Source organism: Mesorhizobium sp. B2-5-7 (genome assembly GCF_006440875.1).
Classification (GTDB): Bacteria; Pseudomonadota; Alphaproteobacteria; order Rhizobiales; family Rhizobiaceae; genus Mesorhizobium; species Mesorhizobium australicum.
In genome coordinates, this window is sequence record NZ_VFUO01000007.1 from 1 (window position 1) to 12,283 (window position 12,283).

At 56.4% G+C, this 12,283-nt stretch carries 11 protein-coding genes and 2 pseudogenes; all 13 read right to left on the reverse strand.

The features are described 5' to 3' along the window. Positions 1-71 precede the first annotated feature (71 nt). Positions 72-188: pseudogene (tnpB, locus tag FJ543_RS26220) on the reverse strand (IS66 family insertion sequence element accessory protein TnpB); the annotation flags it as partial. 621 nt (positions 189-809) lie between these two features. Continuing rightward, entirely contained in the window at positions 810-1,652 is an 843-nt protein-coding gene (locus tag FJ543_RS26225; protein WP_084015730.1) for an N-formylglutamate amidohydrolase, read from the reverse strand. A gap of 343 nt (positions 1,653-1,995) precedes the next feature. Next, positions 1,996-2,946 carry a methyltransferase domain-containing protein gene (locus FJ543_RS26230; protein ID WP_064993510.1) on the reverse strand — a complete coding sequence of 317 codons (951 nt, stop codon included), beginning with the start codon at positions 2,944-2,946 and terminating at the stop codon, positions 1,996-1,998. 419 nt (positions 2,947-3,365) lie between these two features. Next, positions 3,366-3,603, reverse strand: a pseudogene (locus tag FJ543_RS32250) (diaminobutyrate--2-oxoglutarate transaminase); the annotation flags it as partial. 578 nt (positions 3,604-4,181) lie between these two features. Continuing rightward, a complete protein-coding gene (locus tag FJ543_RS26245) occupies positions 4,182-5,021 on the reverse strand; it encodes a hypothetical protein (protein ID WP_064993511.1) in 840 nt (279 codons plus the stop codon). After that, positions 5,014-6,270 (reverse strand): diaminobutyrate--2-oxoglutarate transaminase, encoded by a 1,257-nt coding sequence (gene ectB, locus FJ543_RS26250; protein WP_064993567.1) that lies wholly within the window; start codon positions 6,268-6,270, stop codon positions 5,014-5,016. Before ectB ends, FJ543_RS26245 begins: the two co-directional genes overlap by 8 nt. Positions 6,271-6,608: 338 nt before the next feature. After that, positions 6,609-6,806 carry a hypothetical protein gene (locus FJ543_RS26255; RefSeq protein ID WP_064993512.1) on the reverse strand — a complete coding sequence of 66 codons (198 nt, stop codon included), beginning with the start codon at positions 6,804-6,806 and terminating at the stop codon, positions 6,609-6,611. 119 nt (positions 6,807-6,925) lie between these two features. Beyond that, the gene (locus tag FJ543_RS26260) at positions 6,926-7,672 is read right to left on the reverse strand and encodes a LuxR family transcriptional regulator (protein ID WP_064993513.1); all 747 of its coding nucleotides are present in this window, start codon (positions 7,670-7,672) and stop codon (positions 6,926-6,928) included. A gap of 430 nt (positions 7,673-8,102) precedes the next feature. Beyond that, entirely contained in the window at positions 8,103-9,116 is a 1,014-nt protein-coding gene (locus FJ543_RS26265; protein ID WP_064993514.1) for a 1-aminocyclopropane-1-carboxylate deaminase, read from the reverse strand. 404 nt (positions 9,117-9,520) lie between these two features. Continuing rightward, positions 9,521-9,634: an exopolysaccharide production repressor protein gene (locus FJ543_RS32320; RefSeq protein WP_140688170.1), complete on the reverse strand. Its 114-nt coding sequence runs from the start codon at positions 9,632-9,634 to the stop codon at positions 9,521-9,523. A 111-nt stretch (positions 9,635-9,745) separates the two neighbouring features. Beyond that, positions 9,746-10,057 (reverse strand): ferredoxin III, nif-specific, encoded by a 312-nt coding sequence (fdxB, locus tag FJ543_RS26275; protein ID WP_064993515.1) that lies wholly within the window; start codon positions 10,055-10,057, stop codon positions 9,746-9,748. Then, positions 10,054-10,257 carry a CCE_0567 family metalloprotein gene (locus FJ543_RS26280; RefSeq protein ID WP_064993516.1) on the reverse strand — a complete coding sequence of 68 codons (204 nt, stop codon included), beginning with the start codon at positions 10,255-10,257 and terminating at the stop codon, positions 10,054-10,056. Before FJ543_RS26280 ends, fdxB begins: the two co-directional genes overlap by 4 nt. Positions 10,258-11,016: 759 nt before the next feature. Further along, positions 11,017-12,192 carry a redoxin family protein gene (locus tag FJ543_RS26285; RefSeq protein WP_064993568.1) on the reverse strand — a complete coding sequence of 392 codons (1,176 nt, stop codon included), beginning with the start codon at positions 12,190-12,192 and terminating at the stop codon, positions 11,017-11,019. Positions 12,193-12,283 lie beyond the last annotated feature (91 nt).

A 12,283-nucleotide genomic window follows, 5' to 3' on the forward strand; every position in this document is an offset into this window, starting at 1 on the left:
AGGATTCCAGATTTGGCAGACCTCGGCTGGCGCCAGGACGGCTCCGCCACAAAATCTCACCCGATGCATAAGAACGGATCGGCGCCCATCGTCTCGCGCACCAGCGCGGCCAAACCCTCGGCGCCCTTGCGGAAGTCCACTGGCTTCGTCGCGACCATCACCTTGACCGCCCCCGTCGGCCCGATCACGAGGTCCGCCTTCAGCGCGCGGATTACTGCGGCCACCGTCTTGATATCGGCGCCCCGGCCGACGCGCATGACGATGCCGTCGATCTCAAGCTCGATCATACCGGCATCTCGGGTGGCTTGCCGTTTCCGCTGCTTCGGTGAACGGCTGACTACAGGTTCCGCCGCCGCCAACACCGTCGGCACAAAGGCAGGAGAATCTTGCTGCACCGAAGTGGCCTTTTTGCGCGCTTCGCGGCGCCAGGCGAAGACCTGCTGCGGCCTAAGGCGATACCGACGGGCGGCCTAGGAAATGATTGCGTTCGGCTCCAGCGTCTCCGCGATGATCCGCGCCTTGTCATCCACCGACCAGTGACGCCGACCGCCGGCACCGTTGATCACCACCCCTTACTGTGTTCAAGCTCGATGCGCCTTATCGTCAGCGAAGCGGGAGTCGGCCCGAATTCCGCACAGTGGTTAAGGTAACGGGCCCGCTCAGGTTGCAAATCTGCCGAATAGGCCGCTACGCGTTCCACCGGAAACGAGCGTCCGCGCATTTTATTACAACCGACAAGCCCTGATTGCCAATCATCACCACGCGGGGATTTTCATTCCGAGAGTGCTGGCTCGGGCCGTGCGTTCCTTTCAGACAAATTCAGGAGCGATGCGTCTAAGCGCAGCTCTCAGTGCTTCCGCTAACCGATCACCCCATTTGATCTGATCGGCCGGTTCCGTGATCATATCCTGCCTAATTTCCAACTCGATTCCGAGCAGACCTCGATGTTCCGCGTAGACGGGGACTGCATAATCCGACTCATTTTCCAGCGCGTAAGGCTGATTGAAGCCAATGTCGAGATCGCCCGCCATCTTGAATTCTTCGGCCAGCGCGTCTGCCAGGCGGCGATCTTCGTTGAAAAGAAGGCCTAGGTGCCAAGGGCGCGGCGTCGGGTAGTCGGTGTGCCAAGGGGTGAAACTGTGGACGGTCAAGATCACCGTTGGACGTTTCGCGGCAAGACGGGTCCGAACCACATGCTCGATCCTCGCTTGGTAGGGATGAAAGATCTCAGACAGGCGCATGGCAGCAGCCGGTACAGTTAGATCCAGATTCCCCGCGATAGTCGTTCCGTCGGTCATCGTGACAAATGCTGTCGGGTTGTGGGGTGGACGATTGCAGTCAACGATAAGCCGGGAGTAGCGCTGGTAGATCAACTCGGCGTCGAGTCGTTCGGACACCCGTCTACTGACGCCGAGAGCACCGATGTCGTAAGCAATATGACGTATGAGATCGGCTGGAGAGACGCCAAGAGACCCGAGCGACTTAGGGATCAGCCGACCAGCATGATCGCAGAGCAGAAGAAACGGCGATGATCCTGTCGGGCAAACATGCCCAACCGGGTTAGGCTCATCCGGCCCAAGAAGCCCATCCTTCCAACGGTATCCGGGTACATCCTCTAGTTCGATAGGTGCTTGGAGTAGGTGCCGTGGCATTGGCTTCTCAGTTGCGAGGGCAGATCGGTTGCGAGGGCACCAATCGACTCTAAGATCGGCAGGCGATCAAGATGCGCGGCTATGATCAAGGCGATTGACGAGCCCTCTCTTAGATACCATGGCACGACATGCAAGTTCCGGCGCCTCGCCAGAAACCTCGTCTATCGATCGGACTGAGTGAAAGCCAATCGCCTGTTCAGATATCTCGCTGTGTCCGATGTTGATACGTTTCATACTGTTGGGCTAGACAACTCTAATTGAGCGGTAGCAATTCGAGAATTCAAAGCAGATGACACACGGCAGGGTGAAGCAGAAATCGACCTTGGTCGACCCAGTGATAATTTCACACCCGTCGCCCACTGCCGACCAAAGCGTTGCGCGCTATGCGCGCTTCGAAGCCACCGCGAGAGGTTCCCGTCACGGCGAGCCCGAAATACTCATCAAGAAGCGCGAGCACACGCTGCGTATCGTTGCGGAGCTTCTCTAGCCCGTACATCTTCACGACGTATTTGGCCAGCGATTGGAGAACGCTCTCCTCGTCTTCTGCCTGGAAGACGAATGGGTCTGTAATTCGCTGCACAGTCACCTCATCGAACTGCGCAGCAGCGAACAGATCAAGAACCTCGCCCGCGGTGAAATGAGGATAGTCGTGTGGCGTCACCGAATGAGTTGACACTACGTCAGCGAACCAGCGGGCGGTGGCTGAACCCTCTTCGAAGTCATGAAGAACGAAGACGCCACCGGGCCGAAGAATTCGCGCAGCCGCTTGGACAGCGGTGGTGCGTTGAGCGTGCGGGATGTGGTGCGTGCCGTAAGCCATCAGCACACCGTCCACCGACCCGTCTTTAATCCAGAACGGATCGGTCGCGCTTTGCCAGATTGCGAAAAGGCCGTCGCGGATGCAACGGTCCACCATGAACTGAGAGATGTCAGAGTTGATGAACGTCGGGCAGCGCGCCGCACCCAAGATCTGATGGGCTACCTTGTTCACGTAGCCGTCACCGGCGAGAAGATCGCAGATGATCATTGATGAACAAAGTCCGTCGCAACCATTGGGGTGCATCTTGCCCAGAAGATCCATCACACCCTCCGATCGTGCCAGCAGCGACAGTTGGATGCTATCGAGGTAATCCGCCCCACGCCCTTCCGAGGTGAACTCATTGCGCGAGAGATTCGCCAGATTTGTAAGGCAGGCGGATGACTCTCTAGCTATTCCGGGCTCGATCGCCTTGAAGGCCAGCGGGTCGATCTTTTGCAACTGGACGAGGTCCGAATTCAAATTATTGCGAAACATTGTAGTTCTCCCTGGTGATTGTTTGCCAGCGAACAGATCGACAGTTCCCTGCCGGATCTCAGCGATGAAGGGTGGAATGATTTACTTTGCAGACCGCCTCCGTGATATAGCAGCACTGCTCCACGAGCGGAGGCGAACGAGCGTGGCCGAACCCTTTCCGGCCAAAGTCCCCGCATCGAACCAGAAAAAGTTGTCTAAATCAAATGACATAGAATTTTCCTGAACTCGAACTCTCGACAGTCTCTTACACAATTATACGTCACATATTCTGAGTAAACATTATAGCTTACAGCAATCATGCATACCTTTTGCAACGCGATTTTGATGAATGTGAAATAGGGATATGCGCCTGTTCGGTAGTTACCCACCCCTTCTTGCTGCACGGTAGCGCGTCCTCGTTGTCTTTGCCCGGATACGTTTGCCGCAGTATACATATCAAGCGAGAGAGGAATGTTTTCACCGACGAGATATTCAATTGCTGGCGCAAGGATAGTTGGGTCCCTAGTTGAGTGCGCCGGACCCTACAAGGAAATCGAGAAATGGCTTACCGGCCTCGTCCCAGATTGTCGCTCCGAGGGCCTTCGTAAAGACGGTTGGAAACGACCGGCAATAGCGACGAACGTTAGACTCATGAGCTTCGAAAATGTCGATATCAATTAAAGGGCCTCTCTGGTGCGTCTTGCGATCAAAGCTGCAGGTTCTATGTTCACGCATTCCAAACCATTGAGTTGACGATTAGCTACGGCCAATCTCGGACTTAAAGCGAACTTACCATGGTCAGCGACTTGCATTCGCAAAGAGTCTGTAAACTTGTTTGACGAATCTGTTGCAACGCTTGGGATAGCGATACCTTGACAGTCAGTACCCGCCTTTGCGGCAGCGCTATCGGCGGCGTTGTTGGCATGGGCGACTGACATAACCGCACCGGTTTTCCAGCATGACTGCAACCCCGATGTTTGGGTATTTCTCTAGCAAGCTGTTGAAAAGGCACTCGCCACCGGATCGCAGCGGTAATTCACTGGTTCCGAAGGGATTCGGAAGTGACGTGCGCGGCGGCGACGATCGAGCTGGCGAACTGTTTAGCTATGTTGACCTTGAGGCGCGGGTGCGGCGCAATCATCCGTTGCGGGCGATCCGGTGGCGGGCGGGCGTAAGTCGAAGGTCAGCAGCAGTCGACTGCGCATCGACGCTGATAGATGCGCAATCCATCCGCATTAAAGGTCGGTCCTCCAAAGTCAGGTCCACCAGAGAACAAGATCCGGCCGCGCAAACCCGAAAAAGCTGTTCAGCAACAAGCGACGCTTTCCGTTGCCTGGTTGACCGGTAACCCCGTGAACGAAGCCGCCATCGATCAAAGCGATATCCCCGGCCTTGAGCTGGATCTCGCGGCAAGGAACGGCCTCGAGATAGGCTGCCGAGTAGGGATAGCCGGTGGTTTCCACGCCCTGCGACTTTCGGTCGGCAACTGTCGGCTTATGGCTCCAGAGCCTCAGATTGCCGCCTTCCTCGGGCATGCTCGGATAGAAGTTAAATGCTGCGACAGTGTTGTGCGCCACGGAAGAAAGCTCATAACCATTGCCAGCACATAAGACTTGAGCGACGTCGTCGTGGGGGTCCAATGAAAATGCGCCGCTGCCAGACCAGTTGATGGCACGACAAACATTGGCCTGACCGTGTTCTGAACGGGCCAGTCGCAGTTCGATGCCCTGGTTGTGAAGCTCGCGCTTCAATGCGCTGAATATTGCTCGGACCGGGTCAACCAAATTCTTAAACAGGGCCTCGACGTGCGGCCGCGCATTTTCGGCCTCTGCGAAATAGGTGGCTGCATCCTTCCTGTAGTGGGATGCGCCAACATACTGTCCTGGCACTCCATCCTTTCGCTGCTTGAGACCGGTACTGGCACTGAAGTTCGCGCTGATCTCCTCGGCTACTTCAGTGCTGAAAGCCTGCTTGATGTGCAGAGCGGTCGTCTCGCCTTTCAGGACCGAGATGATGTCAGCAGTGCTGATCGAGCCGGTCCGGTGTCTGATCGAAACAGGAGAGATGGCGGGCGGTTGAGGAATCTGATTACGCATTGTCTTGCTCCTGTAGTGCGTGGTCAAGAATGGCGACGCCGTTATCAAGTTCGACATCGGTGATGGTTATCGGCGGGAGGACTTTGATCACGTCGCGATTTGGCCCTGAGGATTCGATAAGCAGGCCATTCTCGAACGCGACATCGTGCACGCTGCCGACCAGGGCCGGTGAACGGAACTTGAGGCCAGCCATCAGACCGCGGCCCCGTTTTTGTTCAATGTATCTGGGAAATTTCGCGACGAGGCGGTCAAGGTGCCCCTGCAGTTTGGCCGCTGTCTGTTCCACGCCTGCAGTAAACCGGCTGTCCGACCACATTTTGGACATGGCCCCTGCCGTCACGAAGGCGAAATTATTGCCTCTGAAGGTCCCGCTATGTTCTCCGGGTTTCCATATGTCCATGTCGGGGCGAATAAGGACAATGGAGAACGGACTCCCTGAACCGCTCAGTGACTTGGAAAGGCACACGATGTCGGGTTCGATTTTGGCGAACTCGAAGGAGAAGAAATCGCCTGTTCGGCCCGCACCCGCCTGGATATCGTCGACGATAAAAACAATGCCATGCTTGCGGCAAATGCGCTGAATTTCTATGAGCCAAGCCGCGGATGCGGCGTTCATGCCCCCTTCTGCCTGGATGGTCTCCAGAATGATTGCGGCTGGCTTTTCTATGCCGCTCCCTGGGTCGCTCAAAACGCAATCAATGTAATTGGCGGAATCGAACGCTTGGCTCGGATAGCCGTCAAATGGGATACGGATCACATCGTGGCGCGCAACGCCTCCCAGCTCTCTGGTGGACGCCGACCCCGAGATCGCTAGCGAGCCGAGCGACATACCGTGGAACGCATTTGTGAATGCCATGACGCTCGAGCGGCCGGTATACTTTCGCGCAAGGGCCAGCGCCGCTTCGTTGGCGTTTGTGCCCGTCGGCCCAGGAAACTGTATCTTGTAGGAAAGCCCCCTGGGTTTCAGGATCGAATCCACAAAGGCTTCAATGAAGTCACGCTTAGCCACCGTATGCATATCAAGCGACAGCACAATGTTCTCACCGATAAGATATTCGATTGCTGGTGCCATAATATTCGGGTTGTTGTGTCCGTAGTTGAGCGCGCCGGAACCCACAAGGAAATCGATGTGAGGCTTGCCGGTCTCGTCCCAGATCGTCGCCCCCAGTGCCTTCGTAAAGACTGTGGGAAAGGCCCGGCAATATCGGCGAACATTGGATTCATGAGCCGTGAACGCGTTGATGTTCATCTTTAGGTCCTCTGCACGGAGATCATTCACGGGGAGAGTGATAAAACTTTCTGCTCGTGGTGAATGTTCTTCATGTCACATTGACACCAGAATCGTCGGATTGACTTTTTTGGGCCGGTACTTCGCGGGAATTCTAATTGGTGTGGCTATCTCTCTTAAAAATACCCCATTATTGCGTTGCTCCAGAGCTGATACCTAGGGTGAATGCGGTGGACAACATATAGATTTTCCGGACAAGCACCGATACTACGGCATCGGGTAGTTGACGGATCAGCCCCATCGCCCCTGCGAGAATTCGGCCGACCAAATCATAGGAGTCGTCCGACCGCTGGAGCACGTCACCACAGGCTGTGGAGCGCGGCGATCGCGAAGCCGCTCGCGAGCGCCCTCAACAGTGCCGCAGCGAGCGGCATTGCGGCGGTCATCCGGTCATCGATGTTCCCCGGCAAAGCTCGGTTGCGGGTCTTAAAGGAATCATCGACGACCGATGGCATGAGGAACCTGCGTGCGCTCTTGGCCGGTCTCTTGCGCGACATGATAGGCCTTCTCGGCGAGCGAGTGATGGATTTGGAGGTTGCGGCAGCCATCGGCGCCGCGTATGACGAGGCTCGAGCTCCACGACAGGCCGCGCACCGAGCTCGCCGAATCTTCCTTTCTATGGTTCGATAATCCCAAGTTCCACAGCTTTCGCAGCAAGTGCCGTTCTGCGGGTCGTGTCCAACTTCCGCATCACGTTTTTCACATGGAAATCAACCGTGTTTTGGGACCGTCCTAATATCGTCCCTATTTCCCCTGACGTTTTTCCTTTCGATATCCAATGAATGCACTCTCTTTCCCTATCAGAGATCTTATAGGCGTGCTCCGATGACCTCTGCGTTCCGAGCTTCGCAACCCTCAGATGAAACTGTACTGCGGCAATTTGCAGATAGGTGATCGCTCTATTTTCCAATTCGCCGTCCGAGGATTTAGCAAAACACATAAGCTTAAAGCTGCCAGCGGGACCATGTAATGGAACGGTAACGCCTGACTTCAAGCCGAACGTCCCCGCCTCGTCCAGGACGCGGCGTTCATTTTCAGTCGTGCTTTCGTGGGTATAAACCTCACTCCACCGGAAGGGCCCTACCCCCTTTCGACCTTTCTTGATGAGCGGGTCTATTTTGGCATAACCCATCTTTAAGTAGCGCTCCTGCCATTCATCAGGGTAATTCCACATCATCGCAGAGTCCGGTCGGGTCGGCTTCAAAACCTTTTGTTCTGGTGCAAGGGGGCCATAGGCTATCCACGGGCAATCGAAATTCAGCGCAAACGCGGACAACAATTCGAACAACTGTTCGGATTCAGCGACATCATTAGTCGTGTCGAGGAATAGGCTTAACTCGGCCGCAATCCGCGAGAATTCCATGATCTCTCCTTCAGTTGCGTTCTCATTGGTGCGAGCTGCTCCAGCCCAGCATCCCAATTGCGTGGTGGAATCTGAGTCCTGGCTCCTCCCCTGTCGACAGAGCTTCAAGAGTCGTGCCAACTTGGGCGCAAAGCTTTTCTTCAGATTGCAATGGGCTGGGTAAGGTACCCAGGAGATGAACCGAACGCACTTTGTCGCGGAGTGAACAGTCGTTGGGTCGCAGAATGGCAGCGGAGCACGAACTCAACGGCCTCGTGTCTCTCGACGGCCAACCGCCCAGGGAGGAATTTGGTCGCGAGCCTCTGCGCGTAACGCTCTGAATTATTTACCAGATCATCGACCGTCCGCGGAATTGGCTCCGGCCTTTCCGGTTCGGCACTGTCGTGGACACGTCCGGCACGGCAGGGCGGCATACGCGAGCTGTCGCCCGTCAGCCGTTACGGAAGGTGTAGCCGTAACCATTGATTGCGGGCGCGCCACCCAGATGGGCGTAAAGGACCCTCGACCCCTCTGGAAAGAAACCTTTCTGGACGAGGTCGATCATCCCTTGCATCGATTTGCCCTCATAGACCGGATCGGTGATCATACCCTCGAGCCGCGCGCACAGACGGATCGCCTCCTTCGTTTCCTCGGACGGAACGCCATAGCGCGGGTACGCGTAGTCCTGGAGCAACACCACGTCAGCCTCGACAAGTTCCGTTTCGAGCTCGACGAGCATCGCTGTACGTTTGGCAATGCTAAGCACCTGCGCCTTGCTCTTTGCTGGAGTGGCGGATGCATCGATACCGATCACGTTGCGCTGTCGACCGTCCTTCGCGAACCCGACGATCATGCCGGCATGCGTTGAACCTGTGACAGTGCTGACCACAATGTAGTCGAAGGCAAAACCAAGCTGTTTCTCCTGGTCGCGCACCTCGTAAGCGAACCCCACATAGCCAAGGCCACCGTATTTGTGGACAGAGGCCCCGGCCGGTATCGCATAAGGTCTGCCGCCCCTTGCCTTGACATCATGGAGCGCTTCTTCCCAACTGTAGCGGATACCTATGTCAAAGCCCTCGTCGACCAGGCGCACCTCTGCGCCCAAGATGCGGCTCAAAAGAATGTTGCCGACCCGGTCGTAGACGACATCGTCATGTGGAACCCAGCTCTCCTGAACCAGAAGACATTTCATGCCGATCTTGGCCGCGACCGCTGCGACCATCCGGGTGTGGTTGGACTGCACGCCCCCGACGGTGACCAGCGTATCAGCATCTGACGCGATCGCATCGGGAACGATGTATTCGAGCTTGCGCAGCTTGCTTCCACCGAACGCGAGACCTGAGTTGCAGTCCTCGCGTTTGGCGTAGATCTCTACCTTGCCGCCCAGATGTTTGCCGAGGCGGTCGAGCTTCTCGATCGGCGTTGGGCCAAAGGTGAGCGGATAGCGTGGGAACTTTTTCAGCATGTTTTCTCCAGCAGAGGTATTCAAGCTGAACTATCTCCAGCCTAGGTCATGGGCGTTCGTGCTGAGCCAGCTATGTTCTGGAACGTTGTAGAAGTGACTCACATCATCGCCGGCGTCTCCGTTCGATCGACCGGTGCCGGCGTGCTGCGAGCCTCCTATGTGCGTGGCGAACGCAAACAGCTTCACCGAGCATGTTGCCACCCCTGGCCAGTTCCGGCCCACCTGTATTCTTGTCCTATCAATTCGATGTCTCTTGTTGGGCGTGAACGTGAGTTCCGCTCTGTCACTACGCCTCAACACAGCGTCAACACACAGCGCAGTCAGAACGAGCTGAGATACATCTGAACATTCATTCCTCAACTCGTCATCTTGTGGCGGCTGGTTCGAACTGCGTTGGCCTACCCTTACCTCTGCTCGACAAGCACACTGGACCGCCAGAGCAGAAAGAGCACGCTGCCGAAATAATCCCTCTGGAGCAGTAGCGAACAGGCCAGCGTAGCGACGACGGCTAGACGGATCGCGTGCTAAGCGAAGAGAACGGACACAGCGTTGCCGCTCCAACCACCGCCGCGAGTCGACTAAAGATGATGAGGTCCAAAGTCGTTCTCCTATCCCGTCATTGATGCTGCTCATGCTGCAATCTGGTCGGCCGCGACATGCGTCTGGCAGTTCTTTGGGCAGACACGGCCACAGGCTCCGCAGCCAATGCAGCGGCCGGCATGGTCCACTACCATGACCATACGATTGAGCTCACCGTCGAAGTCGTCGTCTTCCCCGTCGCAGATGCCGAGGATTTCACCCGCGTCATCCACGCCGTGAAGATGCATGACCTCGCGCGAGCAGACCTTGAAACAGCGACCGCAGCCGATACAGATTTTCTCGTCTATAGCGGCCAGATATTCCGGCACCCATTTGGAGCCGTCGCGGGTGATGCTCGTCATCGTAAGGTCCTCATTTTGGCGAGCTCTCTCCGGGCACTATTCAACTCGGCATAAACAGCGTGCGCTGTCTCGGCGACTTCCGCTATCTCAGTCCATTTGTTCGGGAGGCCCTCGGCAAGGTCGCGCAAGTTCGTCTTGGCAATCGCCGCGCGCAGTTGCAGCTTTCGGACTTTCTTCAACATCTCATCCAGATTTGACATGAGCCTTCCTCGAAAATTCGGTTTCATCCTCGCAACGTCGGACAGGCAATGACCGCAGTCGCATCGTCGCCCAGTTTCGTACCGGTGCGGGCAAGTTTCCGGAAAGTCTCGAAGACGACGCGGTGGACGTCTCAAACGATTAACTGCCCGCCCGTGAAAACCCCGAAACCCCGATCGATTTCATCATTGTTGGCGATGTGGTCACGCAAGAGCGCTCCTCGATCACAATCCCCGCTGCTGTGTGAAATATGTCGAGCCTACACAGCAGAATCGCCAATGATCGGGATCTGAAGGACGCAGTTTTTCGTGATGATGAAGCCGACCAGCAGCTCGGTCATTTGCCCTGGCATCGCCTGTCCTGAGCTCGGATCAGCGCCAGGAGCCGTTCGATGGTCGACGGGCAGGATCAAGCGCGGTGTGAGACATATCGTTTCCTCAATTCAGTGTCGTCTCAGAGGGCGAGCTCTGCGTTCGGCTGCGCCAACTTCGGGCCCGCTTACGCGGCCGCCCCCCGGCTTGGCCGGGCCGGGTTCCAGGTAATGCTGTGCTTGGGCCGACCTTGAACATGTCCTGGACTGTGACGTCCTCCGCGATAGCTTAAATTCTCGTCGAACATCGCGTCCGCGGCGAACCGTCTCTGGAGGTCGTTGACGCCCCAGCCTTGACCTACAGCAACGATCCCCTCGGTGCTGCATGGGCATACTTGCTGCGAGCGGGCTGCATGCATTGGGCGAATTGACCAGGGTTCGATTCCACTTGTCATGCCTTTTGCAATCTCTGCTCATGAGGCCACTCCGCTTTAGTGTTCAGGAGCCTTGATTGCGGTGCCACACAGAAGTCCCCGCAACAGACGTTCTCACCCGTGTAGTCGGCCAGGGCTTGAAGCAAGGGGCTATGGTGTGTCTGTTTGATGTGATCAGGCATTGGCTCCGGAATATCCAGCGATTTCAGTGCCGCTTCGATCAACTCGATCGCGCGAGCGTTGTTGCCGCTCTCGTGGTAATACTGAGCTACCGGGAGGTAGCAACGGAATTTAAGGCGCCCGTCGCCATCCGGGGGATTCAGTGTCAGGATTTGTTCCGAGAGCGTGTTGCCTATCGCAAAGCGCTCAGCACGGGGAAGATGGGAGTTGTCTATCGCGGGATCGAAGAGCTGATTCAGGGCCATGACCATCCAAGACACGGCCTCGTTTTTTTTGTTGATCGCGTCCTCGACTAACTGGCGCATGACTGGCAAGCCGCTCTGCATGTCCCGCAGCTTGTGAAGCAGAAGATTCGCTTGAGTTTGCCGAAACCCGATATAGTCCGGCATCAATGCCAGGCCTTCTTCAACTGCCGAGAGTGCGGCCGGCCAATCCTCGGCCTGTGTGGCGGGCTTAAGTTTGGCGTATATCGGTTTGGTCCGGGCCCGTTCGCGCGCTGTGCGTTGGCTAGTAGCGAACCGCCTTATGTCGGCGGCCCTCGCTTCATTGCTGCTGCGCCAGCTGCCGTTCAGAACTTTGGGTAAAACCTCATCGAGTTCCGCCGGGTGTCCGATGAAAGCGATGCGGCCGTTGCCATCAACCAGGAACGACTCAGGGATTCCGGGAGAAGAACTCGCCTGCATCCATAGTCTGTTCATTTCACCGGTAAAATCGAACGCAATCCGGTAATTCAGATTCAGGAACCTCTCGGTCAGCCACGCATCCAACTTGGTCCGCGCCTCGTCTGCGGTTGGAGCCTGTTCGCTAGTTGCGATTCCGACGACCTCGAATCCACTGTCTTGATATTCCTCTTGCAGCTGCATCAGATTGGGTATAGCCGCCACACAAGGTCCGCACCAAGTCGCCCAAAATTCGACCAGACAGACCTTGCCGGGCTGAAAGTTCGTGATGGGTTCGCCACGCAGCCAAGTGTCCACTTTGATTGGCGGAGCGGGGGACTCAATACGCAACACCGTTTCGTTCTCCAAATTCCCACACCTTTCCTGGCGCTTATGGGTTAGCTGGTCGTTCTCTCTCTCAAGAGCGGAACACACGAGTTGGCAG

Excerpts from the sequence above, each read along its gene's own strand:
- FJ543_RS26225 (WP_084015730.1), bottom strand. The coding sequence starts at position 1,652 with ATGCCACGGCACCTACTCCAAGCACCTATCGAACTAGAGGATGTACCC.
- FJ543_RS26265 (WP_064993514.1), bottom strand. The coding sequence starts at position 9,116 with ATGCTGAAAAAGTTCCCACGCTATCCGCTCACCTTTGGCCCAACGCCG.
- ectB (WP_064993567.1), bottom strand. The coding sequence starts at position 6,270 with ATGAACATCAACGCGTTCACGGCTCATGAATCCAATGTTCGCCGATAT.
- FJ543_RS26280 (WP_064993516.1), bottom strand. The coding sequence starts at position 10,257 with ATGTCAAATCTGGATGAGATGTTGAAGAAAGTCCGAAAGCTGCAACTG.
- FJ543_RS26230 (WP_064993510.1), bottom strand. The coding sequence starts at position 2,946 with ATGTTTCGCAATAATTTGAATTCGGACCTCGTCCAGTTGCAAAAGATC.
- FJ543_RS26260 (WP_064993513.1), bottom strand. The coding sequence starts at position 7,672 with ATGGAATTCTCGCGGATTGCGGCCGAGTTAAGCCTATTCCTCGACACG.
- FJ543_RS26245 (WP_064993511.1), bottom strand. The coding sequence starts at position 5,021 with ATGCGTAATCAGATTCCTCAACCGCCCGCCATCTCTCCTGTTTCGATC.
- FJ543_RS26255 (WP_064993512.1), bottom strand. The coding sequence starts at position 6,806 with ATGTCGCGCAAGAGACCGGCCAAGAGCGCACGCAGGTTCCTCATGCCA.
- fdxB (WP_064993515.1), bottom strand. The coding sequence starts at position 10,057 with ATGACGAGCATCACCCGCGACGGCTCCAAATGGGTGCCGGAATATCTG.